Source organism: Dietzia sp. SL131, from assembly GCF_026672565.1.
In the GTDB taxonomy this organism is placed as follows: domain Bacteria; phylum Actinomycetota; class Actinomycetes; order Mycobacteriales; family Mycobacteriaceae; genus Dietzia; species Dietzia kunjamensis.
Window position 1 is genome coordinate 30,676 of the sequence record NZ_JAPPRI010000001.1, and the last position, 25,739, is coordinate 56,414.

At 65.9% G+C, this 25,739-nt stretch carries 21 protein-coding genes and 2 pseudogenes; 12 read left to right on the forward strand and 11 right to left on the reverse strand.

Annotated elements, in window-relative coordinates; genetic code table 11:
- The first annotated feature begins 16 nt into the window (after positions 1-16).
- The 3 genes and pseudogenes from OVA21_RS00165 to OVA21_RS00175 all read left to right on the forward strand — a co-directional run.
- On the forward strand, positions 17-487 hold the full coding sequence (locus OVA21_RS00165; RefSeq protein ID WP_268091505.1) for a hypothetical protein: 471 nt from the start codon (positions 17-19) through the stop codon (positions 485-487).
- An 88-nt stretch (positions 488-575) separates the two neighbouring features.
- Positions 576-815, forward strand: a complete 240-nt coding sequence (locus OVA21_RS00170; protein ID WP_254050717.1) for a hypothetical protein — start codon at positions 576-578, stop codon at positions 813-815.
- A 9-nt stretch (positions 816-824) separates the two neighbouring features.
- Positions 825-1,409, forward strand: a pseudogene (locus OVA21_RS00175) (transposase); the annotation flags it as partial.
- A gap of 271 nt (positions 1,410-1,680) precedes the next feature.
- Here OVA21_RS00175 and cydB read toward each other — a convergent pair.
- Both cydB and OVA21_RS00185 read right to left on the reverse strand, forming a co-directional pair.
- Entirely contained in the window at positions 1,681-2,730 is a 1,050-nt protein-coding gene (cydB, locus tag OVA21_RS00180) for a cytochrome d ubiquinol oxidase subunit II (protein WP_096907666.1), read from the reverse strand.
- A 20-nt stretch (positions 2,731-2,750) separates the two neighbouring features.
- Positions 2,751-4,331 (reverse strand): cytochrome ubiquinol oxidase subunit I, encoded by a 1,581-nt coding sequence (locus tag OVA21_RS00185; RefSeq protein WP_096907664.1) that lies wholly within the window; start codon positions 4,329-4,331, stop codon positions 2,751-2,753.
- 143 nt (positions 4,332-4,474) lie between these two features.
- On the opposite strand from OVA21_RS00185, the gene OVA21_RS00190 reads away from it, so the two are divergent.
- Entirely contained in the window at positions 4,475-4,834 is a 360-nt protein-coding gene (locus OVA21_RS00190; protein ID WP_070719688.1) for a BlaI/MecI/CopY family transcriptional regulator, read from the forward strand.
- Between the two features lie 14 nt (positions 4,835-4,848).
- Positions 4,849-5,640: a M56 family metallopeptidase gene (locus OVA21_RS00195; protein WP_096907662.1), complete on the forward strand. Its 792-nt coding sequence runs from the start codon at positions 4,849-4,851 to the stop codon at positions 5,638-5,640.
- A gap of 33 nt (positions 5,641-5,673) precedes the next feature.
- On the opposite strand, the gene cydC is transcribed toward OVA21_RS00195, so the two are convergent.
- A complete protein-coding gene (cydC, locus tag OVA21_RS00200) occupies positions 5,674-9,108 on the reverse strand; it encodes a thiol reductant ABC exporter subunit CydC (RefSeq protein WP_268091506.1) in 3,435 nt (1,144 codons plus the stop codon).
- Between the two features lie 266 nt (positions 9,109-9,374).
- Positions 9,375-10,071 (reverse strand): annotated as a pseudogene (locus tag OVA21_RS00205) (IS3 family transposase); the annotation flags it as partial.
- A 406-nt stretch (positions 10,072-10,477) separates the two neighbouring features.
- Here OVA21_RS00205 and OVA21_RS00210 point away from each other — a divergent pair.
- The gene (locus OVA21_RS00210) at positions 10,478-10,729 is read left to right on the forward strand and encodes a toxin HicA (protein ID WP_268091507.1); all 252 of its coding nucleotides are present in this window, start codon (positions 10,478-10,480) and stop codon (positions 10,727-10,729) included.
- Positions 10,726-11,061 carry a type II toxin-antitoxin system HicB family antitoxin gene (locus OVA21_RS00215; protein ID WP_268091508.1) on the forward strand — a complete coding sequence of 112 codons (336 nt, stop codon included), beginning with the start codon at positions 10,726-10,728 and terminating at the stop codon, positions 11,059-11,061. The genes OVA21_RS00210 and OVA21_RS00215 overlap by 4 nt, the downstream gene beginning before the upstream one ends.
- Before the next feature lie 462 nt (positions 11,062-11,523).
- Here OVA21_RS00215 and OVA21_RS00220 read toward each other — a convergent pair whose 3' ends face one another.
- Positions 11,524-12,084: a ParA family protein gene (locus OVA21_RS00220; protein WP_268091509.1), complete on the reverse strand. Its 561-nt coding sequence runs from the start codon at positions 12,082-12,084 to the stop codon at positions 11,524-11,526.
- 1,417 nt (positions 12,085-13,501) lie between these two features.
- Between OVA21_RS00220 and OVA21_RS00225 the strand changes: the two genes are divergently transcribed.
- The gene (locus tag OVA21_RS00225) at positions 13,502-14,764 is read left to right on the forward strand and encodes a helix-turn-helix domain-containing protein (RefSeq protein ID WP_268091510.1); all 1,263 of its coding nucleotides are present in this window, start codon (positions 13,502-13,504) and stop codon (positions 14,762-14,764) included.
- Positions 14,765-14,791: 27 nt separating this feature from the next.
- Here the strand turns inward: OVA21_RS00225 and mobF are convergent, their stop codons facing one another.
- Entirely contained in the window at positions 14,792-18,292 is a 3,501-nt protein-coding gene (gene mobF / locus OVA21_RS00230) for a MobF family relaxase (protein WP_326493454.1), read from the reverse strand.
- A 245-nt stretch (positions 18,293-18,537) separates the two neighbouring features.
- Between mobF and OVA21_RS00235 the strand changes: the two genes are divergently transcribed.
- Both OVA21_RS00235 and OVA21_RS00240 read left to right on the forward strand, forming a co-directional pair.
- Positions 18,538-18,906: a hypothetical protein gene (locus OVA21_RS00235; RefSeq protein WP_268091511.1), complete on the forward strand. Its 369-nt coding sequence runs from the start codon at positions 18,538-18,540 to the stop codon at positions 18,904-18,906.
- A 148-nt stretch (positions 18,907-19,054) separates the two neighbouring features.
- On the forward strand, positions 19,055-19,462 hold the full coding sequence (locus tag OVA21_RS00240) for a hypothetical protein (protein ID WP_268091512.1): 408 nt from the start codon (positions 19,055-19,057) through the stop codon (positions 19,460-19,462).
- Positions 19,463-19,539: 77 nt separating this feature from the next.
- Here the strand turns inward: OVA21_RS00240 and OVA21_RS00245 are convergent, their stop codons facing one another.
- The gene (locus OVA21_RS00245) at positions 19,540-19,863 is read right to left on the reverse strand and encodes a hypothetical protein (protein WP_268091513.1); all 324 of its coding nucleotides are present in this window, start codon (positions 19,861-19,863) and stop codon (positions 19,540-19,542) included.
- Between the two features lie 140 nt (positions 19,864-20,003).
- On the reverse strand, positions 20,004-20,564 hold the full coding sequence (locus OVA21_RS00250) for a hypothetical protein (RefSeq protein ID WP_268091514.1): 561 nt from the start codon (positions 20,562-20,564) through the stop codon (positions 20,004-20,006).
- A 242-nt stretch (positions 20,565-20,806) separates the two neighbouring features.
- On the opposite strand from OVA21_RS00250, the gene OVA21_RS00255 reads away from it, so the two are divergent.
- Together OVA21_RS00255 and OVA21_RS00260 are read left to right on the forward strand one after the other, a co-directional pair.
- Positions 20,807-21,067, forward strand: a complete 261-nt coding sequence (locus tag OVA21_RS00255; RefSeq protein WP_268091515.1) for a hypothetical protein — start codon at positions 20,807-20,809, stop codon at positions 21,065-21,067.
- Between the two features lie 295 nt (positions 21,068-21,362).
- Positions 21,363-22,409, forward strand: coding sequence for a PDDEXK nuclease domain-containing protein (locus OVA21_RS00260; protein ID WP_268091516.1), 1,047 nt, complete (start codon positions 21,363-21,365; stop codon positions 22,407-22,409).
- Positions 22,410-22,619: 210 nt separating this feature from the next.
- On the opposite strand, the gene OVA21_RS00265 is transcribed toward OVA21_RS00260, so the two are convergent.
- The 3 genes from OVA21_RS00265 to OVA21_RS00275 all read right to left on the reverse strand — a co-directional run bounded on the left by OVA21_RS00265 (position 22,620) and on the right by OVA21_RS00275 (position 25,587).
- Positions 22,620-24,029, reverse strand: coding sequence for a Fis family transcriptional regulator (locus tag OVA21_RS00265; RefSeq protein WP_326493455.1), 1,410 nt, complete (start codon positions 24,027-24,029; stop codon positions 22,620-22,622).
- A gap of 75 nt (positions 24,030-24,104) precedes the next feature.
- Positions 24,105-24,458 carry a helix-turn-helix domain-containing protein gene (locus OVA21_RS00270; protein WP_168547789.1) on the reverse strand — a complete coding sequence of 118 codons (354 nt, stop codon included), beginning with the start codon at positions 24,456-24,458 and terminating at the stop codon, positions 24,105-24,107.
- Positions 24,451-25,587: a tyrosine-type recombinase/integrase gene (locus OVA21_RS00275; protein ID WP_268091518.1), complete on the reverse strand. Its 1,137-nt coding sequence runs from the start codon at positions 25,585-25,587 to the stop codon at positions 24,451-24,453. The genes OVA21_RS00270 and OVA21_RS00275 overlap by 8 nt, the downstream gene beginning before the upstream one ends.
- Positions 25,588-25,739 lie beyond the last annotated feature (152 nt).

Here is a 25,739-nt window from a genome sequence, read left to right on the forward strand (position 1 = left end):
GGCCCCATCATCGCCGGTGGACGGCAGCGCCGAAAGCGTCGAACTGCTCATGGTGATCGATCCTGATCTCGCCCTGCGAAGGCTGACTTGCTGTGAACCTCTGGTCTCAACTCACCCTGACACGCAGGGCTACGGCAAAATCACGTGGCGAAGCGATGGGCACTCCCGCACGATGAGTGCCCACAGGTTCGCGTTGCTGCTCGCCTACGGGGAGGATTCCGTATGTGCGATTGGTGAGCATCGGTGCAATGAGCCGTTGTGCGTTCGCGTCGACCAGGAGCACGTCATCGTCTCCACCCAAAGAGCGAATCTGCGCTATGCCGTCTCGCTCGGTCGCGCCGGCGCACACCGCGCCCCGACCGATGGACGCACTCGTGTCGAGCGGTCCCTCGCCGTCCGTGCCGCCCTCGCGGGCGGCTGGGACCCCATCGCCTACGCACAAGCGGCCGGAGAAACTCTGCCCTCACCGACACCGCGACTGTTCTAAAATCGCTATCCTCACAGAAGCAAAGCCCCGCCAGCCGGGCGGGTTCACGTGATCGTCGCAACACTCTCAACGAGAGGTTGCGGCGATCATGTCGTTTCAGCAGGACTGTGCTCGGTTCGGCGACGAGCTCGCCAGGCTCGTCGACGGCGGCACATCGGTGAAGGACGCAGCGATCCTGGTCGATCAGGGTCTGGTGCCCAGCGAGAAAATCCGTCCGCGAGGCAAGAGCGAGGCCAAACGGCGCTTCGATGAGCTAGTGGTGCAAGGCTGGTCGACAGCGCGAGCTGCCCGCGAGGTGGGCGTGCACCCGCGTACCGGCCGTGACTGACGCAAAGGCATCCGCAAGGTCGGCGACACGCGAGTCCACCCTGATGGCAGGGTTGTGGACTACCGGCGCGAATCCGGCTACACACAGACGGTGACCAGTGCGATCTGTGAAGCTGTCGTCAGTCCCGCGGTTAGTGACCGCTACTTGTCGATCGAGGACCGGGTTGCCATCGCCGACGGTCTCGTGGTTAAGGACTCGCTTCGCACGATCGCGGCACGAATCGGCAAAAACGTCTCCACGGTCTCGAGGGAGGTCCGCCGGCACAGCAGCACCGGCCGGCATCTGCCGTACCAGGCCGATCGAGCTGCTGCCGTGGCCAGGTCACGGCCCAAGCAGGCCAAACTGGTGACGAACGCGGTCCTGAGGGCAGCGGTCGAGGAAGGTCTGTTCCGAAAGCTGTCCCCGGAACAGGTCTCCAATCGTCTGCGCCGGGATCACCCCGACGACGAAAGCATGCGGGTGAGCCACGAAACGATCTACCAAGCGCTGTACTTCCAAGCCCGGGGCGGCCTCAAACGTGAGGTGAAACTGGCACTGCGGACCGGTCGCACCAGGCGGAAACCGCAGCGCAAAGAAGGTGAACGGTATCAGCGGTGATAGTGCCCCATAGAGTGGGACCTTATAGGAGCTTGTGCAGCGGCCCCATCACTGTCTTGTCCACCTCGTGGTCTGGAGTGTTCCCGCTACCGAGTGCTATTGCCAGCCTCAGCAGCCGCGCCCTGATCTCACCAACCCGCCCGCACTACCGGAGAACCTCAAGTGGACGAGCCGGACCCGACCGGCCGATCCCGCACGCCCAAAACCCCTCGACCGGCAGACCGAGAGTCACACCGCCCTCACGCTCGACATCGGTGGAACGAGTCTCTTAGCGCCCGCCGGTCTCGGCCCGCAGAATCGCCGGCAGAACCACGTGTGGCTCGGGGATCATCCCGGGTGTGACGCGGTGCCGGAATACCCAGTAGCTCCATGCCTGGTAACAGAGGATCACGGGCAGCGCCACGACCGTGATGGCGGTCAACACGCCGAGGGTATACGTACTGTGCGCCGCGGACTGCACCGTGATGTCGAAGGCACTGTCGATTGTGGACGGCAGCAGAACCGGGAACATGGCCAGGAAGATCGCGGCCAGCCCGAACAGGCCGGTGCCGGCATAGCCGGTAAACGCGAGCCCTTCCCGGCCCGCGCGTGCCTGAGCCCATCCGACGCCACCGGAGACCACGGCGAGAAGGGCGACCGTCCACCCCGCCGGTCCGGCACCGTGCTCGAATTGCACCATCGCAATCCAGACGAGCAGCGGCAGCAGGCAGAGGGGAGCCCACCGGACGGCGAAACCGGATGCGCGCCGCCGCACTGGGCCGTCGGCCTTGAGCGCCAGGAACGTGGCGGAGTGGGCCAGGGCAAATCCCACCACGGCGAGGCCACCGACGAGGGCGGGCCACGAGAGCCAGGCAAAGGGACCGCCGACGCGGTCGCCGTTGCCGTCGATAGGCAGTCCGATCGAGGTGAGCGCGAGCAGCGCGCCGATGAAGAACGCGACGGCCGCGGAACCGAGGCCGATCATGTACGTCCAGAACGTCGCCCAGACCCTTGTGCCGACCTTGCCCCGGTACTCGATACCGACGGCCCGCACGATGAGTCCGAGCAACGCGAGGGTCAGCGGCACGTAGAGGGCGGACAGTAGCGCGGCGTACCAGGGCGAGAACGCGGCGAAGAGGGCAGCGACGGCGGTGATGAGCCACACCTCGTTGCCGTCCCAGACGGGGCCGATGGTGTTGAGCATGACGCGGCGGTCGCGTTCGCTGCGGGTCGAGAAGATCATGTGCATGCCCACGCCCAGATCGAATCCCTCGAGCAGGAGGTACCCGGTCCACAGGAGGGCGATGGCGACAAACCAGATGATTGCAAGGGGTTCCATGGTTGTTCCTCGTCTCGTGGTCAGTAGGCAAACGACAGCACGTCGTCGTGCTCGCCGTCCGGGTCGTCGACGTCGTCGTCGTCCTGACCAACGAGTTCGGGCATCGCACTGGCGACTCCACCGCGCGTATACCGCACCAGCAGGTACACCTCGACGACCAGCAGAACCCCGTAGACGGAGCCCAGGGAGATGAGGGAGAACAGCAGCTCCCCGGCGGTCACACCGGGAGATACGGCGGCCTGGGTGTACATGTACACGGAGTCGGCTCCGGTCACGGCGGGGTTCGGGGCCACGACGAACGGCTGTCGGCCCATCTCGGTGAAGATCCATCCGGCGATGTTCGCGGCGAACGGTGCGAGGATTCCGGCGAGCGCGAGTCGCATGAGCCCGCGGGATCCGGGGACGGTGCCGCGCCGGGTGAGCCACAGGGCAACCGCTCCGGCGGCGGCGACTATCCCGCCGAGGCCGATCATGAGGCGAAAGCCCCAGTAGGTCACCCACATGACGGGGACGTACTCGATCTGCGCGCCCGCCCGGTCGCCGTACAGGGCGTCGTCCGGAATCGTCTCGCCGTAACGGTCCACGTACTCGGGTTCGAGGTCGCGAATACCCGGCATGTCGACGCCCCACTCCCCGGTGGCGAGGAAGCCGAGAACGCCGGGGACCTCGATGAGAGTGGTGACGTCGCGGCAGTCCGTGGATCCCGGGTTGCCCAGCGAGAGCACCGAGAAGGAGGAGCCGGAGTGGCAGGCGGCCTCGGCGGCAGCCATCTTCATGGGCTGCTGCTCGTACATGAGTTTGCCCTGGATGTCGCCGGTGACGACTGTGCCGAGGAACCCCACCATGGCGACTATCGCGCCGAATCGCAGGGACCAGATCCAGACGCCGTGGTCGGTGCGGTCGCGTCCTGGTATGTCCTGGGCCTGCCCCACGATCACGTGCCCGCGCTCGTCGACGGTGTCGATCCCGTCATGCCGGCGGCGCCACAGGTGGTACCAGGCGATCCCGAGCAGGAACATCCCTCCCACCACGAGCGCACCAAAGACGGCGTGGGTGAACGCTGCCAGTGCGGTGTTGTTGGTGAGCACGGCCCACACGTCAGTCATGACCGGCCGGCCGTCCTCGCCGAGCTCGACGCCCACGGGGTGCTGCATCCACGAGTTGGCGACGATGATGAAGTACGCCGAGACCCAGGATCCGATCACCGCGCACCACAGGGCCGCGAGGTGCACGCCCTTGCGCAGCCTGCCCCAGCCGAAGATCCAGATACCGAGGAAGGTCGATTCGAGGAAGAAGGCGAGCAGACCCTCGAGCGCGAGCGGGGCACCGAACACGTCCCCGACGAACCGGGAGTACTCGCTCCAGGCCATTCCGAACTGGAACTCCTGGACCAGGCCCGTGGCCACGCCGAGGATGAAGTTGATGAGGTAGAGCTTTCCCCAGAATTTGGTCATCCGGAGAAATTTCTCCTGGCCGCTGCGCACCCAGGCGGTGTGCATCACGGCAACCATCGCCCCGAGTCCGATAGTGAGCGGGACCATGAGGAAGTGGTAGACGGTCGTGATGCCGAACTGCCAGCGTGCGATCTCGACAACGTCCATAGGACGCCAACCCCTTTCACCGGATCGGGTGTCGTGTTCACCCGCCATCGGCATTCTACATAGCGTAGAAATATTTCTACCGAGAGTCGAATTTCTTTCGCCACTGATAGAATCCGGCTACAAAGCAGGAGGAGAGGATCACCGTGGCGACCCTGGGCGAGTTGGAGCGTGCCGTTATGGACGTAATCTGGGACCACAGTGGGCCGGTGACGGCGTACGACGTCAAGGGCGTGCTCGACAGCTCCCGGGAGCGCCCACCCGCCGTGACCACCCTGCTCACGGTCTTGAGCCGCCTTGCACGCAAAGGTCTGGTCGTCTCGGATCGCACCGCGCGCCCCCACCGCTACCGCGCTGTGGCCTCGCGGGAGGAGTACACCGCGGAACTCATGCACGAAGTCCTTGGAGACTCCCGGGACCGGCACGCGGTACTTGCACGGTTCGTCGGCGGGGTCTCCAACGATGAGGCGGCGGCGTTACGCACGCTACTGAAGGGAAACGGCTGATCCCCCAGTCGGCGATGTCCACCGGCGCCGTGGGGCTCCTGTTGGCCGGGGTCGCCCTGGCCCTGGCCTGGCCGGTGCCGGTTCTGTTGGCTCGCGCGCGCTGGCCGATGCACGCCCCGGCCCGCGCGCTCCTTCTCTGGCAGGCCATCGGCCTGGCCGGCGGGGTCTCGATGATCGGGGCACTCGCGCTGATCGGCCGCGCGGTCGCGCCGGAGCATCCCCTGGCCGCGGTGATCCCTGCGATCCTGCTGGGCTGTTATCTTCTCGCTCACCTCGGTGCGACCGTCGTCCAGGTCACGCGGCAACGGCGCCGACATCTGACGCTGCTCCAACTACTCACGGCGCCCCATCCGACCCGCGCGCGAACGCGCGTGATCGACGAGGCCGCACCGGTGGCATATTGCATCCCCCGTGGCGCCGGTTCCGTCACGGTGCTCTCCCAGGGGCTGCTCGACAACCTGGATCCCGACGAGCTCGCGGCCGTGATTGCCCACGAACGCGCGCACGTGGAGCAGCGGCACGACATCCTGCAATTGGCGTTCCGGGCCTGGCGGTCCGCACTACCGGGACTTCCCACCGCGGTCCTCGCGGAGACGGAGGTCGCCGCGATGGTGGAGATGTTGGCCGACGACCGAGCCCGCCGAGAGGTACGGGACGAAGTGGTGGCCCGCGCGATCCTGAGGGTTGGTGCGGCCGACGGTAGCGGCTATGGCGACCACGACGACCACGACGACTACGACGACGGCGGCCGCATGAGCGATCGACTCCGCCGTCTCGGCGCGCCGGCTCCCGGCCACGAGTCATGAACAGGGCGGGCCAAGCGGCTCGCTCCGGCCCGTTCAGCTGAGTCGGCCCGCCTGGTCCTCGGGCCGCCGGTCATCGTGGCGGTGCGAGACCAGGATCACCACCTTGTCATCGGCGGCGGTGCGGAGGTCGCTCATCATGGCGTCGGCTGTCGGCGTGTCCAGGTGCGCAGTCGGCTCGTCGAGCAGGAGGACGTCGGCGCGAGTGAGCAGTGCTCGCGCCACCGCCAACCGTTGACGCTCCCCTCCCGACAACGCCCGACCACCGGCTCCGACCCGGGTGCCCAGACCGTCCGGGAGCGCGTCGAGCAGCGGGGTCAGGCCGACCTGCTCGAGGACCCGTCGCATCGCGGCGTCGTCGGGGGCCTGCGCGGACGGCCTGGACAGGAGAAGATTGCCGCGCAGGGTGGAGTCGAAGACATAGGCGTCCTGTGGACACCAGGCCACACGGGATCGCCATGCCTTTTCGGCGAACGTCGTGATCGGAGAGGTGTCGGCCCGGATCGTTCCGCCGCTGAGGGGCAGTGCCCCCATCACGGCGGACAGGAGTGTGGACTTTCCCGATCCGGACGGCCCGTCGAGGAACAACCAGCGCCCCGTGCGCGCAACAGCATCCACACCCGCCACGGCCGGGCGCGCAGAGTGCGGATACCGAACACTCACTTGCTCCAGCGTCACCGAATTTACGGGCCCGTTCGGCGCACCAACGCCCCACGTGGCCTGCGGGAAGGGTCCCAGTACGGAGCCGAGGCTGTGCAGCAGTGAGCGCACGGACGGCACACGGTGCACTGCCGCGACCCACGCGGCGAGAGGCTCGCCCAGCGCCAGGCACAGTAGAGCAATCACACTGGCTCGTTCCGCGTCCACCGCCGGATCGGTCACTGCCACGAGCACCGCCAGGATGCCCGTGCCTGCTGTCACCGCCGCCGTGCCGAGCCCGGCGCCGCGGGTCGCGCGCCGTTCGTCGGCGGACTGCTTCCGGTTTATCTCGTCGAGTCGGGCGACCGCCGCCGCTGCCACCCCGTTACCGCGCAGGTCCGCAGCCGCTGCACTCAATGACGCCGATCCCCGCACCAGACGAGACCGACCCGCGACCCTGGCTACGTCACCCCCACGTTCGACCGTTGCCACCAGGCCCGCTCCGAGTGCCATGGTCGTGACCAAGCCCGCCCCCACCAGCACGGTGAACTCAGGAGTGACCAACCAGGTGGTGAGCGTGGCCCCCAGCAGTACGGCCACTCCGGAGATCAGGGGCGTAACGACCCGGGGGAGTTGATCCCGCAGTTCATCGGCCTGGGTCACGAGGTAGTCCAGCGGCGCCCCACCTTCGAGCAGTCGCCGGGACCCGGTACCTCGTGCTGCGATCGCCCGCCAGAGCCGCAGTCGGAGATCGTCGATGGTCCGGAAGGCGGCGTGGTGGGTGAGCAACTGCTCAGCGTATGTGGCCACCGAGCGTCCGATCCCGAACGCTCGGACTCCGACGATCGCCACCAGGAGATACATGATGTATTCCTCGACGCTCGATCGGACGATCAACCATCCCGAAAGCGCCGTGAGAGCCAAGCCCAGGGAGGTGGCGAGCACCGAGAGTCCTACCGCCCCCGCCCAGAGCCCGCCGTGGGCACCGATCAGCGCACCGAGCGACAGACGCCCGGTGCCGCCTACCCCGCTAGACATCGGATCGCCCGCCCCCTCCCGGACTCCCTGTTCCGGGCTCCGCTCGTGGCGGCCCGGGTCGGCATTGCCGTCCGCAGCGGGGATCCGCGAGACGCCGAGATCACTGCCCGGGACGGCCTCGGGGTCCTGGAACTCGGGGTGCCGGGCCATGGGGAGCGCAGATGCGTCGCCGCCTGCACGGCTGGTCGGGCCACAGATCCGGACGGTGCTCGTGGCGAGGTCGAGTGTCTTCGGTTCGTGGCTCGCAAGCACGATGGTGGCACGCTCGGCTCGGCGCAGGATCGCGCCCCGGACCAGCTCAGCGGCATGGTGGTCGAGGTGGGCGGTCGGCTCGTCGAGCACGAGCAGGCGGGCGCCGGCGTCCACGCGGGCCAGTGCACGCGCCACAGACAGGCGCCGGAGTTCCCCCGGGCTTAGTTCGGCGGCAGCGGACTCGTCGACCCGGGATAGTCCGACCTCGGCGAGCGCGGCCGCGGGATCCGCGCCGTACAACTCGAGTTCCTCCCGCGGGGTGGCACCGAACACCCGCGGCGACTGGGGTGACCACCCCACGAGGTCCGCTTCGATTCCCATGACTCGCCCGCGCACTGTCGCATCGTCCGGCAGCGCCCCGACCAGAGCCGAGAGGAACGTGGACTTACCGGCTCCGCTGGCCCCGGTAACGGCGACGATGCCGCTCAGCTCTGCATCGAGGCCAGTCAATGCCGCGGCCCCACGACCGGAGTATCGGATTTCGAGCTCAGCCACGCGGATCGTAGCGCCGTCAGCGTTCCGCAGGTCGGCCTCAGGCGATGTTTCGAGATGTTCGCGCACACGATGCAGTGAGGCGAGGCCGTCCTGTGAAGCGTGGAACGCCACCCCCACCCGGCGAAGGACCGTAAAGCACTCCGGTGCGAGCAGCAATGCGAGCAGTGCGGGTTGCAGGTCCATCGTCCCGTTGAGCAAACGGAGGCCTAAGAAGACCGCTACCACCGCCACGGAGAGCGTCGCGATGAGCTCGAGCGCCAGGGCGGACAGGAACGCCCATCTCAGCGTCTCCCGAGTGCGACGGCCGTAGTTCCGCTGGATGGCGTCAAGTGAGTCCGTCTGCTCCTCGACGCGGCCGAGCCCGACCAGAACGGGCAGCCCACGAGCCAGTTCGACCAGATGGTCGGACAGCCTGGTCAGCGCACTCAACGCCGCGTCCGTGCGTTGACCGGTGTGCCGGCCGATCAGGACCATGAACAGTGGCACCAGTGGGATCGTCACCACGATCACCAGGGCACTGACCCAGTCGGCGGCGAGGACACGGGCCAGGAGAAGCGGGGGCACCACGATCGCCGCGATAATGGCAGGCACGGACTGCACGTAATACTGGTCCAGATCGTCCAACCCATCTGTGGCGAGCACCGCGGTCCCGCCCCGGGGGTCGTGCGCTCGCACCGTCCGGCGCCACAGCCTGCCCCGCAGGCCGTGCTTGACGGCGGTGGCTACCCTGCGGGCACTCGTCTCGGTCGCCCATTCGGCAGCGGCCCGCAGCAGCGCACCGCCCAGACCGAGTATCAGGATCGCCCGCACCGACCCGGCGGGCAGGGTGCCGGCCGCCAGTCCCGCGATGCCTCGCGCCACAGCCTCCGCCACCAGCACTAGCCCCAGTGCCCGGAGGGCAGCCAGTAGTCCCAGCGCCACGAGGGCGGAACTCGGCGCGGGCCCGAGGTCCGGGCGTGCGGAAGTCCGCTTCACAGTCCGCTCGGCCTCGAGCACCCAGGGGTCGATTCCCTCGGCGGGCCGCGCCGTCGACCTGCGCATCATCATCCACACACGTCCTCACCGGCAGGTTCACCGCAGACGATTCCCGCCTCAGCCGTCTAAATTCTACATACCGTAGAAACACTGGTGTGTGCCCCCGCACGCGGGCGCACCGTTGACTCGGCCACGAACGCTCTACGGCCCGCGTCGTCGGGTGGCAGGTCTCGAAGATCCGGGAAACCGACTTGGCACCGGACGCGTTGAACATGGCGATCTGGCAACGCGCTCACGCCGGTGCCGACTGAATCGCACTGGGTCTGATGGAGGCTCGGCTATTGGATTCCGACCAGGGTCTGGTCGGCCCGTTTCGTAGCGTAGAACGTCTCCTCGAACTCTGCTGGCGGCACGTCATTAAGATAGCCGTGCAGGCGGTCGTTGTTGTGCCAGTGGACCCAGCTCAAGGTGGCCAGCTCGATGTCCTCGACGGTCTTCCACGGCCGTCCCTCGCGGGCAGGGCCGCGGATGAGTTCGGCCTTGTAGTAGCCATTGACCGTCTCAGCGAGCGCATTAATCGTAGGAATCTGCGATGGTGCCGATCGAGGGAGTTGCTCCGATTTCGGCGAGGCGTTCGCCGTAGCGAATCGACGTGAACCGCGACCCGGCATCGCCGTGACACCGCAGGCCGGTCAGCTGGGTGCCGCGTGACCAGCGGGCCATCTCGATCGCGTCGAGGACCATCGTGGTGCGCATGTGCGAGGCGACCCGCCACCCGACGATCGTTCGTGAGAAGGCGTCGATGATGAAGCAGACGTAGGCGACGCCAGTCCAGGTCGGGACGAATGTCAGGTCGGTGACCCACAACTGGTTCGGCGCGGTGGCAGTGAAGTCGCGACGCACGAGGTCAGGGCGGCGCGGCATCCCCGGGTCGGGTTGTGTGGTGCGCACTCGCTTGCTGCGCCGGACGCCCTCGATCCCGCCAGCCCGCATCAGCCGGGCGACCTGGTCCCGGCCGATGTCGTGACCAGCACGCCCGCGGAACGAAGCCCGGAACACTGTCCACGACGACCCCCAACCCGTGGAAACCTGCATCTAATGCAAGGGACCTGCGGCACGCTGCAGCAACCCGCACGCATCACCCTCCACAGCACCACCCTCGCCGTCCGGGCTCTCCGGGGCGCCCACCAGCACAAAGCACGTTATCGCAGGTAGCCGGCAGTAATCGCAGCTGATGACACTCCCGATAAATATGTGCCGATAATGTGGGATTCCGTCAAACTCGCAGGCCAGAAGCGTGACGTGAACCGTCGACCCAACCCTATCCGCCAGACTGACCGTGCCGATTTTCTGCTCAGATTCGCGCCTCACTCGCCAATTAGCGACTACAAGCGCTGTGCCAACTATGGTCTCATGCTAGCTCATGCGCTAGCATGAGGTGGTGACGAAGGCCGATAAGCTCCGGGCAGCCATCGAGCGCAACCCGAAGTCGGTGTCCTACAACGACCTGCACACACTGTGCCTGCGGGTCTTCGGTGAGCCTCGTCAGCAGGGCACCAGCCATGCGGTGTTCAAAATGCCCTGGCCGGGCGATCCCCGGGTGAACATCCAACGGGGCAAGAACGGTCAGGCCAAGCCCTACCAGGTCAAACAAGTACTCGCAGCGATCAAAAAGATGGAGGAGCAGTCATGAGCGAAATCGATGTCCGTCGCTACTCGTACCGAGTCCAGTGGTCCCCCGACGACAACGAGTACGTCGCCACCGTGCTGGAGTTTCCGTCGCTGTCCTACCTCGAGCAGGATCAAACAGACGCCCTCCAGGGACTGGTGGAGGTCGTGGCCGGCGTCGTGGACGACCTCACCGCCGCAGGCGAGAGCGTGCCGCAGCCCTTCGCCGAACGCTCCTACAGCGGCACCATCTACGTCCGCACCTCAGCAGAAGTCCACCGCCGACTGGTGATGGAGGCCGCAGAGAACCACGTCTCCCTCAACCAATGGGCCGCCCAGCGACTGGCCAGCGCATAACCCGACACCTGCACGTGGGGAGCATGCGCCGATAAAACGCGTTCCGGCAACACGATCCCCCACGGCGTCAGGTCGCCGCTCAGACACGGCTGGAGGCTGCAGCCCACATCAGTCCCACTGGGACGTGTGCAGAGACTAAGGGTGTCGTTTCGACAGACGATACCGCAAGCGGTATATACCTTTATCGGTAGAGGATGATAAGGGTACATACCGCCTACTGGAGTCAATCTGGAAGCGCGCTCCGGATAGCCGCCTCAATGAACTCAGACACGGTCTCCCCCTGCTGAATGGCCGCTATTTTCGCCCTCCGGTACACCTCAACGTCAAGCGCTAGCGATGTCTTCGTGCGGCGAGGACTGGTCGGACGTGCGGCTTCAGAAGCAGAGAACGTCTCCGACACCGGGCGAATAGGAGCTGCCGCCCGTGGGCGCAGACTACGACTCACCGGCTCTGATTTGCCCTTCACCTAGTCACCTCAACAATCTCTTCCATCAGGTCTCGATAGCCAAAGAAGCTTGCTGGACATGTCCCAAATGACTGACGTATAGCCTGGCGCTTCCCAATCACGTTCTCGAACACGAAAACCCCTTCCGATTCAAGGGCCTCCTTTGTGAGCTCAAGCAGCTTGGTGCCGAGCTCAACACTTGTGAGAAGAACGCCAGCTGGCTTGTGTGCAGCAGCCTCCAACGTTGGCCAGACACGCTGGAGGTCCAACCCAGACGGCGCAGTCGGGACGACGACAACATCAGCCGCATCGATCGCGGCTTGGATGATGTCAGCTGCACCGGGAGGCGTGTCGATCACTGTGAGATCACAACTCGATCCGCGCGAAAGCGTGATCTTGTTGGCAGGCGAGACCTGGAACGGCAGAGGCTGACCCCCCTCGGCCGCTAGCTCGGCCCAGCTAGTTGCCGAACCCTGAGGATCTGCATCTAGCAACTCGGTCGACTTCCCTTGCTCGCTCGCCACTGTCGCTAGGTAGATGGCGGTAGTCGTCTTGCCGACGCCGCCCTTGGTGTTCACTACCGCAATCTTCAAAACCCACTACACCTCGATCTGTGAATACCGTTATACCGCTGTACTGATTGTGGTCAACACCTTGATACCAACCTCGCAGTACAGAAGCCTGCACGACACGCCACTCATCCATAAATACCGCTGTACCAGTACAGGTGTTGTGGTACATACCGCTACTGGTTGATACCGCACAGTGGGGGTCCATTACTGGAAGCCGACGACGTCATAGACGGCGCCAGAAACTCCATCTCACCTTGGCGTGTCGTTAGGATTTGTGGCGCCAAGTGTGGAAGTTTCCCTCCCATGGCGACGAAGCAGCGGGGCCCCGGGCGACCGTCATTCGGCGAGCGCATGCGGGTGCCCGTCCGTATGGCTCCCGAGGTGTACGAAGCACTTCGAGTGGAAGCTAGATCTAGAGGCGTCTCGATGTCTCAGTACTTGGCCGACCTCGCCGCAATCAACCTCGGCCTGCCCGAGGCCGTACTTCCACCTGCAGATGAGGAGGCAATTTCAGCGTGAAGCGGCGGTCGGGTCGTGCCGGCCAGTAGTTGAACATCCCGCAACCCTGAAATGACTGATCCCGGCCCACCTGCCAGTGGACCGGGATCGAAAGTCAAGAGTTCGAGTTACCGCTCAAACTCGGGGTTGCCCACCAATTAGGAGAGCTGTGCTTCCAGGCACCTCTCAGAGTAAGTCATACCCATCGGTTGGTCCAGTCGATCCGTTGGGCGTGTCTTGCACTGACCGCGACAACGTCAAATCCCGAGATTGCACCTGGTGGTGGGACTCGGTGGTGTGCACGTGGAGTCCGCGCCCGTATGTGCGTGTTGACTCGCGCAAGACGCACTCGTTCGCCGCCACGCGACGCCTCACCGACGGCAAACCGGGGGAGGGGACACCGTTTGCGCTTCATTTGACTGATGAATCGGGCAGGTTCCGGTTGCTTGCCCTGGATTTTGACGCCCACCATGCCGGCTCAACCGCGGACCAAGACCTCACAGCGTGTACAACCGTCTTGACTGCCGCAGGTATCGAGCACCTGGTGTGCTCGTCCGGGCCTGGTGGGGGATACCACGTGTGGATCCGGCTTAGTACCGCCGTCTCCCCGAACCGTCTGGCGCCGATCGTTGAGGCCTTCGCCGCGGCGTGGCCCTCGCTGGATCGGGGTCCGCTGGCTAACCCGCGTACGGGTTGTGTTCGCGCCCCGGGCGCACCCCACCGCGTCGGCGGCGCATCGGTGCCTTTGACAAGCCCGCATATTCGCCCGGTGTCTCTGCGCGCCCTGCGCACAGCAGCCACGCAGCTGACACATCCCCAACACGCCGGTTCAACCGCAACCGCCACCACAGACGTAGGCGCCGCACCGATCCCGGTCCACACCGATGTGCAGGGACACCCATATCTGGCTGGTCCCAGACGCCCAGTGTCCGCGCAAACTCGGGCCCTGGCCCGCACCCAGATCACTGCTCACTCAGATGCCTCGGCGATCGGGTGGTCGATCTTGTTGGCCTGCGCCCACGCCAGGATGCGCTACGACGACCTGCACCAGGCTGCGTTCACCGACCGCTGGCCAGGCCTGGAAACCGTCCGCACACACCGCACAGGGGCAGCGGAGCGTACGCCCAGGTTCGACCCGCACGCCGAGTTGGCACGCCAGTGGGCCAAAGCCGTCACCGCAGCCAACTACACCACCCGCCGCAGCACCACCACACCGTCACCTGCCCGCCGAGCTGCCGAAGACACTGTCGCCGACCTGCTGGCCCGCATGAACTCCCAGCCAGCCAGATGGACCGGGAAAACCGGGTCCCAGGACCGCCTGGTGCTCCTGGGACTGGCAGCCCGAACCCTGGCAGCCGCCGCAGAGACGGTGCAGCTGGCTGAGCGCGACTGGGCCACCGCAGCAGGCCTGACCAGAGACGTCGTGAACGACCGCGTGAAAGTGCTGCTGCGGCAGGGCTGGATTACCAGGGCACAGCGAGCAGCGGGCCCCTGGGCGGCCATCTGGCGGATCGCAACACCCGGGGGCGGGGAACGAAGAAGTGGTGCAGTTTTTTCCCCCGCGCTGGAGAAGGGACTACATGCGGAGTTGGCGCGTGCTCGCGCAGACATCTGGCACGCCCGCTCACTCGGAGTGCTCGGGTTGCGGGTGTGGCAGCTGCTGGCCCGAGGGCCTATGTCGGTCGGGGAGCTCGCTGCCCGTGCTGGAGTGTGCGCGGCCACGGTGCGCAGCAAACTGCGGGCCTTGCAGGCCGTGGGCCTGTGCAACTCTGCGGGGCGCGCCTATCAGGGCCGTTCCCGATTGGCCCGGGCTGCGGACCTGGCGGGGGTGACGGGGGCGCACGCGGACCGGGTGCGCTTGTACCGGCTGCAGTCGGCGGTGTTCGTGTGGTGGTTCACCACCCGCTACCAGCCGACGCGATCCGATGCGCTGGCCGAATGGGGCACCTTTCCCAGCCCGGCAGAGGCCGAGCAGGTCCACCCGGTTGATATCGCGCTGGCCTACGGTGCCACCTGCACCGGCCCACCGGTCCAGGCCACCACGTGGGGCGCGGCAATGGCTGCTCAAGACCGGCTGCGAGAGTCCGATCCGGCGAGTTGGTGGGAACTGGTAGCGGCAGCTCGGGCAGAGCTTCCCTCGCCGGAGATGCTCCTCGCGCCTCACCAATGGTCCGCAACCGCCGCCTAAGGCTGCCGGCGCCAGAGAACGAGCTGTTCACCACAGGTCGGGGGAGGAGTCGACGCTGGGACTCCAGTTCCACGATGGTCCCGTTGTGTCTGCATAGGGGTTGGTGTCTTCTTCGGCGTCGAGGGCCTCGAGGTAGGACTGAACGAAGATGCTGCCCGCCTCCTCCGGTTCGGTCAGCGCCGCTCGTGCATCAGAGAGCCAGGCGGTCAGTTCGGTGTCGGTGCCGAGGATGCTGGGGGCGGGGTAGGGGAGTGCGTCGGCGTTGTCGGCCTCGCGGGCCTGGTGACGGAGCCGGTGGGCAATGACTGCTGCGGGCGATTTCGCGGTGTCAAGATTGTCAGTGGCTTCGACCCACACCTCGCGGGGATCGAGACCGGCAAGAACGGCCTCGGTCCAAGCGTGGCCGAGCTCCTCCTGGAGCTCGGGGCCGGGGGCGTAAGCGCGGGGCAAGGCGTCGAGGTAGTCGGGCAGGGTCTGGGCGGTGAAGGCCTTGGCGGCCAGCTCGGCGCCGTGGCGGTAGAGCGCTTCGACACGCTCGGGGTCGGTGGCTTCGGTGTACTCGGTGCGCAGGGTCTGGATTGCTGAAATCTGGCGGGTGTCGCGGGCCAGAACGGTGTGCAGAACCTCGGTGGCGGTGGGCGCTGCGGAGTCGCCGGCGGAGTGCATGTGTCCGTCTTCGGCGGAGAGGTCGAGGTCGGGTTCGCAGACCGTGTAGACGCGGTTTTCTTTCTTGCCTCGGGTCATGGCGACGTACAGGCCGGCCCGATCGACGGAAGTGTCGATGACGGCGTGGGTGGTATCCACGGTGGAGCCTTGGGCGCGGTGGATGGTGGCCGCGTAGCCCAGGTGCATGTTGGTTCCGGCGTAGTCGGCGGGGATGAGCATGTCCTGGCCGGTGTTGATGTCGCGTACGGCGAGTGTGCCGTCGTCGGCGAGGTCGGTGACGGTGAAGAGTTGGCCGTTGATGACCCGCCCGAGGTATTTGCTGTCTGTGGTGTAGAGCTTCGAGTTCTTGCGGGCGATGACGGTGTCTCCGACGCCGACGGTGTCTGAGCGGGAGACGGTGGTGGTGCGGGTGTCGTCGACGAGGCCTTCTGCGATGCGTTGTGCGCGGATGACTTCGTTGAGGGTGTCGACGTCGTCGTTGCGGGAGGCGATGATCAGTGACTTGCGGCCGGCGTCGCGGTCGGCGAGGTAGGCCTGCACGGCGTCGGTGAGCATGGACTCTCGGTGTCCACCACTGATCCAGTCGCGGCCTTGGTATAGCTCGAGGGCATCGGTGTCGCCGACACGAAGCCCCAGTGTTGCTTCTGCTTGCTGGGTGTCTGCTCCCATGCGCATGACCTGGTCGAGCTCTACGGTGCCGGGGGTGCGGCACACTTCCGCGAAGATGCCGCCGGAGTTGACCGCGGACAGCTGGTACGGGTCGCCGATCAGTCGCACGACTGCCCCGGATTCGGCGGCGATCTCGGTCAGTGCGGCGAGGTTCTCGGTGCTGGCCATTCCGGCTTCATCGACCAGGAGCATGTCGCCGGGGTTGATCTGTACCGGCAGTGCCGACAGGGTTTGTCCGGGCTGGTTGGGGTGGAGTCCTCGCCAGGTGAAGGTCAGTGAGTCGATGGTGTGGGCGGGGGCGTGGATGTCTTCTGACAGCACGCTGGCGGCGGCGGCAGAGGGAGCCAGCCCGATCGCCTTCCGTCCTGTTTCTTGCCAGGTATCGGCCACGATCTTCATCGAGGCGGTCTTGCCGGTGCCGGCCGGCCCGACCCCTGCGGCCACGAGTGTTCCGACGGTGAGCAGGTGCTGTGCCAGAGCGTGCTGGCCGGGGTTCAGGCTCCACCCGGTGGCCGCGTGGTGGGCCTGCTCGGCAGCATCAAGTGCGGCGTCGGTGGCGAACACTGCGACCGGGGTTTGGGCAGCGTCAAGGACAGCGGTTTCGGCGTCGAGGACGGCGTCGGTGGTGAACTTTTCGCTGTTGGCGTGCCGGTCAGTTCCCCTGTCTTGCTCAGTCATCAACTGCGCCGGCAGAGTCAGTGGTTCCGGTGGTGTCAGGGGCACCGCAATGCTTTCCATGGCGTACTCCAGCACAGCGGCGTGGGCTCGATTCAGCTCCTCGTCGGTGGTAAAGCGGTAGCCCTTGAGTGCGGTGGATACGGCGGTGTCCACGTGTGAGGCGCGGAACTGTGCACGCATCTGGGTCACCCGTGAGATGGCCTGCCGAGCCACCAGCTGGGTGTGCTTCTGGACGTCAAATACCGGTCGCTCTGTTTCGGTATCGGAGGCGGTCACGCGCTCGGTGATGGCCTCGACTGCTTCGGCTCCCACGCGCTCTTGAGCGGCCTGTCGCCACGCGTTGCGGAGTTCGTCAAGGGACTGCGCGGGCTTCTTGGCGTCACGAGTGTCCAGGATCGCCTTCTGCCACAGAGCGTAGGCAGCACGTTGCGAAGGTTGGCGCCCGTGGGTGTCGACAAACTCGGCAACTAGGCGGTCGTAAACAGGTCTGGCGAGGGTGCGGCGGGATGAGAATGCGTCGATGAGTCGGCGGTCAATCCCGGCAATTTCCCAGATCGGAGCCTTATCCCGGTGTGGGTAGTGGGCCTCGAACTCGACACCCATCTGGCGGGTGAGCTTGTCGTGCAGGATCGCATCGTAGCGGGCCGAGATCGCTTGGTGCATCTGGTGGATTGCCCGTGAATCCAGGCTCAACCATCGTCCGTCGGGGCCTTGCACTTTGTTGGCGACCAGGACGTGGGAGTGCAGGTCCGGGTCGCCTCCTCGGGTATCAAAATGGGTGAACTCCGAGGCGATGAGTCCCCGGGTTTTGACCTGCTGGATTCCTTTGACACCGACGCGGGTGTAGATGGCGTTGTCCTCTGCCCAGGACAGTGCCTCGGCCACGGCTTCGTGGTGCAGTGCCGCCACTCTCGCGGACGTCTGTTCGTCTGCCAGTGCCCACAGAACGCTGACACTTTTCACCGGAGAGAAGGTGAAGTCGAACCCGGCGACTGCTTGCTTTACCTGGTCGCGTTCGCGGTTGATCCAGGCAACGATGTCTTTGCCGGAGGCGTGTTCGTAGCCGAACTTCTCGGTGTAGAACGGGCGACCTATCTGCTCGGCCAGCTGCGCCCGCTCCTGCACAGTGGGTCGCCTTTTCTCGGTTGACAGGAACTGCTTCTCGGCAGCAGATAGTGCGGCCAGAACCTCGGAGGTTCCGGTGAAGACCGGGAAGGATCGTCCGAGTTTGCAGTCAGACAGTGATGTTCCGGCGAGCATCTTCTCGTCGGTGTCCGGGTGCAAACCTTCGCCGTAGAGCGCAGCCATCTGCGATTCCGTGACGGTGGCCCCGGACGTGGTTGCCTCAGAGTTCAGACCGGTGAGGCCGGAGCCGATCCAGCGCCCAGGCGGGGTGCCTTTCGCCGCGTAGTAGTCCGACAAGGACTTGCCCTCGGGGTCGGCGTCGTTGGTGGCCACCGAGCGCAGCAGGTACTGGTATCCAGTACCTGCATGTACCGCTCGGAGGGTCATCATGTGCTCCAGCGTAGGCGTGTTGAAAGGCGGCGTCTACGCGTCGCGTCGCGCGACGCCGTGACCAGTGCCTTCCCAATCTCACTAATAGTGCCTACTGTGTAAGGCTGTTTAAGCGAGCGGTAGTGAGTGCTGGATGTGGGCACGGCGGTGGCGGTTCTACAGGGGCCGGGAATCGTGAAGCGGTGGTCGGATGGGGGAGTGGTTGGTGCTCGCTGATGTCGCAGTGGTGCTCTAGGGTTTGAGCTATGGCTGCTACGAAGACTGATTCGCGTTCCCAGACCGCGCGGGCCCGCGCCCGTCAAGCAATGGCCGACGAGCTCGAGCGTGCGCGCCAGCGCGAGTCCAAGCTCGTGGCGGTGTTCTCCGCGATCGACGCCCGCAACGACGCGCATATCGCCCTCGGTGACGCGTTGATCGAGCTCCGGGACTTGGGTGTGGCTCAAGCCGAACTGGCGGAGATGACCGGACTGTCCGCCCGCGAGGTCGGTGCCGCAATCCGCAGCGCCAAGGAGACGGACACCGCCCTCGAGGGCGCGGCCGAAGACGCGGACCGCGGGGAGACTCCGGCGGCAGACCAGACCCCTGCGGGCACCAACGGTGACCAGCAACACTGAACCAGCTTCCGGCGGGTGGTTCGAGGACATCCCACTCCCGGGAATGGACGCCGGTCCCCGGCCCCGGTCTGCCGCGCAACGGTCCCGGCCGTATGACTCGACGCTGCCTCCAACTGAGTCAGCGATCGCAGCGTTTGACTCCCGCGTCGTGCGCGCACCGGGCAACGGGTGCCACATCTGGACCGGCGCCATCTCCGACGGGTACGGAAGGATTAGCTGGCGACGAGGCGGCGTCAGCAGAACCGAGTACGCGCACCGTTTCGCGCTCCTGGTTGCCGGCGAGCTGACCGACGGAGCGATCGGTGAACACCGCTGCAACGAACCCTTGTGTGTGCGCGTGGACCCGGGTCACCTCATCGCCTCAACCCAGTCGGCGAACCTGCTCTACGCGGTTGCCTGCGGACGCACCGGCATCATCCGCAACGCCACCCAGCGGCACGACCGGCATGCTCGCTCGCTGGCCGTCCGCGAGGCTGTCGCCGGCGGCTGGGACTCGGGTGCCTACGCCCGCGCCAGCGGCAACACCGCACCACTGGGCGAGCCCCCACTGTTCTAGACTCGGGCACCACACACCAATAGCAATGACCCCACCAATCGGTGGGGTCATAGTCGTATCGGTCGGGTGGGGAAGTGTCAGCGGGCTTGTGCCAGGCGCCGGGCGCGGCGCAACTGCCAATAGCGCGGAATTGTCCATCGCAGCGGCGTGGAGTCAATCACCAGCAGCGCGAGAGGCGACCGGTAGTGCACATCGTTGCGTACCGCGAACGACCAGTGCCCAACCAGCCACGCCACCAGACCCAACGCCATCACCGTCGGCGCCCAGGAGCTCGACTGCACCACACCGCAGAAACCGATCACAGCGCAGATTCCCCCGATACCGCGCGCCAACGGCGGCACCAGAAGCGATGCCACCGCGACCACCGCCACAGCCTGTATCGCGGTCTGTAGATCCCACATGGCGTCCTCCCGTGTTGGAGTTCCGGCTGTCACGTACCGAACTGTCCTGGCGGAGGTCCGAGCCGCTGTGTCATTGCTTGTCTGGTTCCGACAGTGTGCTCGTCCGGTCCGACACTTCCGGGCCACCCCGGTGCGGCGCGCTACTTCTCATCGTCGGCCTGCCGGGAGGAACGGAAGGCGTCCAGGAGTTCGCGCAAGGTGTCCGAGGTGGCCTCCGCCCGCACACGCCCGCGGTCGGCCTCGTCGGCCTGTACGCGCGCCTGCTCTGCCTCACGCTGGCTCTCATCGAGCTGCTGACGAACCTGTGCCAGCTCGGCGCGCAACTGCTCGGCGTCCCGGACCGCCTCCTGCCTGGCTGCGTCCGCCTCTGCTCGCTGCACCGTGGCGGACTCCGCCGCGGCGAGGGCGTCGGCCTCGCCGGCACGGGCAGCATCGAGCGCCACCGCGGTGGCCTCGTCTGCCTGCTCGGCGGCACGCTTCCACGCCGCCGCCCACACCGAGGCCACCATCGCCGACATCGGCTCCGACAAGTCCGGGGCCTCCGGGACGTCGCCGGCTGCGCCCGCGGCGTGCTCCCGCATCCACGCCGCCACCTCGCCGATACGCACCCCCGCCTGTTTCTGCACCGCCCGCACGGTGACCTTGTCCCCCCGCGCGACGATCACCCCATAGGCGTGAGCGATCTTCTCCGACGACGACATGACAACCCCTTCAGCTTCAGCACCCGGTAACAGGTAATTGGGAACGTGTTTTGTTTCCTGCGTTACCGACACTAGTTCACGCCCGCGCCCATGTCGAGGATCGAGCGCTGACCGCTGCTAAGGCGCCAGGCGTCCGGCGTCGAGCAAATCGGCGGCGGCATGAGCCGGGTGGACAATTCCACGTACCAACGACTGAAACGGAGAAGATTGTGGATCCAACAATGCTCGCGCTCACGCTTAGCGTGAGCGCGTTCGGTGCGATCGCGGTGACCGTGATGGTCGCAGTACTCGCCGCTCGCGGACACCACATTGGCCGGCCGGGGCAGTTCGTCGGCATCGCGTCCGGCGTGACAGGCCTGGGACTGCCCGCAGTCGCCGTACTGGCCTCGTCGGCGATCCTGCCCATGGTGGCCGGAGGTGCCATCGGTGCCGGTCTCATCGGCGCCGGCCTCGGGGTGGCCCTGAGTGAGACGGTGAAGGCCCTTCCAGCCGGCGGAGGCTGAAAAGGGGTGGCCCGGTCACTGCGCCCGGGCCACCCCCTTTCAACGTCAACGCGAACCGAGACCGCCAAATCATGGGGGCAATCGACCGAGGCGTAACCGCCGCCACTCTCGGGCAGCGGTGCGAGATCACACCAACACGGGTCCGAGAGATCTACCTCAACAACACGTGAAGCCTCCATCGCCGTGTCTCGTTTGACGAGCGCCCAACAGGACGCCAATTGCGAGCCAGGTGAGGCTGCAGTGTATTGCCGTACGGCGTGCAGGTTCGCAGGGGCGAACCTGTCAGGATGGACGGGTGAACACCCGGGACCTGGACCTGCCAACCAACTACGGGCGCCTTATCGAGGACCTGAAGAACAGGGTCAAAAGCGCACGGATCACGGCGCAGCGAAGGGTCAACACCCAACTGATCGAGTTGTACTGGTCCATCGGACAGGCAGTGCGCGAGGAAAGTAACCGACACGGGTGGGGCAGCGGTGTAATTCGCAGGCTCGCCGAAGATCTTCGGGCCGAGTTCCCCCAGATGAAGGGCTTTTCCGCCCGGAACCTGCAGTACATGGCGACCTTCGCCGGCGCCTGGCCCACCGGACCAATCGCGCAACAGCCCGTTGCGCATCTGCCCTGGGGACACGTGACCGTCCTACTGGACAAGCTCAGCACCCAGGAAGATCGGGACAAGTACGCAGCCGCGGCCGTCGAGCACGGCTGGTCGCGCAACGTGCTCACCAACATGATCGCCAGCAGCGCCCTCGAACGCACCGGGGCGGCCCCCTCAAACTTCGCGCAACAGCTTGTTGCGCAAGATTCCGAGCTCGCCCAACAGATCGCCAAGGACCCGCTAATTCTTGATTTCCTGGACCTGTCCGGCGAGGTCGCCGAACGCGAGCTCGAGGAGTCCCTGACCGACCGGATCGTCGATACGCTGCGAGAGCTCGGCCCGGGATTCGCCTTCGTGGGAAGGCAAGTCCATTTCGACGTCGGTGGCGAAGATTTCTACGCTGACCTGCTGTTCTTCCACGTCGAGCAACTACGGTACGTCGTCATCGAGCTCAAGACCGGCAAATTCAAGCCCGAACACGCCGGACAGCTGCAGTTCTACGTCGCCCTCGTCGAGGACCGCCTGCGCCGAACCGCACATGCCCCAACCGTCGGGATCCTGATCTGCGGCAGCCGCAACGACCGCGTCGTCCGCTACGCACTGAACCAAGCCGACGCACCCCTGGCCGTCTCGACCTTCAGCTATGAGGCCCTACCCGCCGCAGAGCAACAGGCACTACCCAGCGAAGACGACCTCACCGCAGCCCTGGCCCAAATCACCGAGAACGACCAAGACCACTCGTAAACAACGTTGGAGCACACCGTGGCCCCAAAACAGGGCCCGACCAGCCATGATGTTGCTGGCAGGAACGGGTGTTCGTAAGTCGGGAGTAGGCGGTCTGATCGCGGTTTCTCGAGCGGCGAATTACTCTGTGGCACTCTCCACGCCGGTAACAGGAATTGTTTCGTGTTACCTGTTTCCGCTGTTACCGATTGCTCGGTGATTTTCGGAGAATCACCTCTGGCAGTGCTCACGTACGGCGGCGATGTATTCGGCGTACGTACCTGCCGCGTCAACGGCGTGGCGCTCAATGGTCGATGGGTGATAGCCCAGGACGTCGGCGATGATGGCGGCCGGGGCGGTTTTGCTGAGTTCATGCAGTGTGCCGAGCCGGGCGGCGCGGGCGCTGACGAGGTGGTCTCGTAGCCGGAGGCGTAGGTGCATCGGGTCGATGTGCCGGCCGGGGGAATGCCCTCTGAAGACCCAGTTGCTTCTCGGGTGAGCGGCGGTCTGGTCGTGGCCGGGGTTGGCCAGGAGTTCACGCCACGGCCCGTCGAGCGGGGTGGGCAACGCGATCGGGCCGCTGCCGAGCGTAATGGTCGTCAGATCTTCGGTCACGGTGATGTCGTCCCAGGTCAGGGCGGCAATATCCTGGATCTGTTGGCCGAAGACTAGGACTAGAATCGCCGCGGCTTTGTCGCGTGTGGTCAGGGTGTCGCCGTCCACTATTCGATCTAGGGCGGCGCCTTGCTCGGTGGCGCTGAGTTTGGTGCTGTTACCGCGGCGATGGCGGGGCACGGTGAGCCCTGGTGGGGCGTTTTTGGTGTCCATGGCCCAGCCGAGGAACCGGTCGATGAGCAGTCGCGTGGTTGGCCCGCCGGCGATCCAGGCGTCGACCTCGCCCTGGCCGACGTCGGCGAGCGTGATGTCGCGCTCGCCGAGCCAGTTGAGGAAGTTGATCGCGACGGTGACGGTCTGCTTGCTGCGCAGGAAGGTGCCGTGGGGGACGGGGTTCATCTGGTTCATGCGCCGCAGATGGTGCCAGTGGACATAGCGGTCAATGACGGCCCGGTGGGTGTCCTCGGTCAGCCTCTCCAGTGCTGTGTCCGCCCAGTCTTGGTAGCGGACAAGCAGCTCGTCGCGTCGGGGCAGGACACCGTGCTCGACAAGGAGCCCGCGCACGTAGTCGCGGGTGCGCGAGCGTGGGAGCGCATCGATCGCCTCGTGCGTGAGCTCCGGGAGGGAGGCCAGCTGGTTCAGGAATTCGGTGACGTGCCGCTGGCGGATCCAGGTCATTCCACTGTTGGCGCGTTTCATCGATTTCAATGCCTCCGCCAGGGGGATTAGCCTCTCGGCGATGGTGCCGGTGTCCGGGTTGGTCAGCAGTCCGTCGACGGTCTCGCTCAGTGCGCATGGCCAGCACAGGCCGGCGCGGTAGATCTCGTCCTCGGCGCCGCAGCGCACGCAATCGATGTTGAGGGTGATCTGGGCGCACGCCCGGCAGGCCGGGCGCCCATGGACTCGGCCCGGTAAGACGCCGATGTGGCCGCAGTCGCAGGTGCCGCGGGTGCGTTTGGCCTGCTGGTAGCAGTAGCCGCAGATCTGGTCCTCCGGGCCCCAGGTGACCACAAGGGGGTAGCCCAAGCCGCAGCGATCACACGGACACACGCGACGTAGGTCCGGATCGTCGGGTTTGCGGGGCCTGGCCATCGGTACCGGTCAATCCTCGTTGTCGCCCCGGACGAGTCTCACCCGGCGGGCGATCGGCTGGCCGGGTGCCACCCCCAGGTCTTCCGGCCGGGCCGGCGCCTGCGCGGTGGCTGCTGCCCGCATCTCCACGAACGGTTCGAACAGCTCACCCGGTTCGCAGTCGAGGATGTCGCAGAGCGCGGCGAACGTGCGTGCCGGGATCCGCTCTGGTGTGCCGGTCACCAGCCGGTAGACCTGACTCTCGGACAGGTTGATGCCCCGAGACCTCAACAACGGCACCAGTTCGGTGCTCTTCCACAGGTTGCGCTGCGCCATCATCGTCCGCAGATTCCAGCGATACCCGATGCGTCGTTGCTCAGCCATCAGCGTCTCCGTCCTGCTTCCTGCCGCGGCCGTCCAGCCGCGAAGCGATCATGCGCTGAATGGTCTTCTGTTTGAAATCGTCGCCGACCGAGGTGTACAGCCCGGTGACCGACGCATAGGCATGACCGACTTGAGTCTGCACGAACGCCGGGTCGTAGCCGGCCTCGATCAAGTGCGTGACGTAGGAATGTCGCAGGCAGTGCAGTCCGAGCTCTTTCGGCAAGCCGGCACCCTCGCGGGCGGCGGCGAAGGCATCACTCAAGCTACCCACTCTTATCCGCTCGGCGCGCTCGCTCGGCCATAGCGCCGCCGAGCGGTCAGCAGTAGCGAAATGCGCTCGACCACGCTCGGTGATCCAGAATCGGAGCAGGTCAACCACCCAGTCGAACTCCGGGACCGTCAACACGGTTCGTCGTCGCGGCCCCGACCCGGCGGTGCCTTTGGCCCACCGGACGGTCACCGCGCCGAAGTCGCCGTACGCAGGCACATGCGGGTTGGGGCCGAAATCCTGCACGTCCAACATCGCCACCTCGCGACGCCGAAGCCCATAGGCGTAGCAGACCTTGAACGCGATCGAGTCCCGCAACAGGGGCAGCCAGCGCTTACTCCCAGCAGCGAACTCACGATCGACCCGGTCGTCCACGTCATCAAACAGTCTCTGCAGCTCCGTGGCCGTAAAGGCCCGGCGCCCGGCCGGAACAGCATCCTCGCAGGTGTGCCGCGGGGTGTTCCACTCGAACGCGATCTGGGCCGGAACATCGTCGAAGACCCGTTGGCACAGCGCACCCCACCCGTAGCTCGAGCTCGAGACGTAGGCACAGAACATCGCGATGGCATTGCTGTCCGAACGCAGCGTCGTCCAGCTCACCGGCTTCTCACCCGAGCGCCGCCCAGCCATGTAGTCATCCAGATCGACCGGTCGCCACGACCACGGGAACGTCCCCGCAAACTCCTGGAACCGGCGCAGCACCCCGCAGCGCCCGTCGATCGTCGCTCTCGTCAGCCCACGCGCCAGCATCTGCGCCCGCCAACCCTCGACCATTGCTTCAAACACGCGGTCCTCGGCGCGGAACAGGCCAACCTCACCGTCGCGCAACAGCCGCGGAACGAACCCAGGAACACCGTCCACGCCGACCTCCGACCCGTGGAAACCTGCATCTAATGCAAGAAACCTACGGGACGCTGGACCGACGCACAAGCATCACATCCGCGGCGTCGACACTGCACCAGCCAAACCCGGCACCCACCAGCACAAACCCAATCATCGCAGGTAGACGGCAG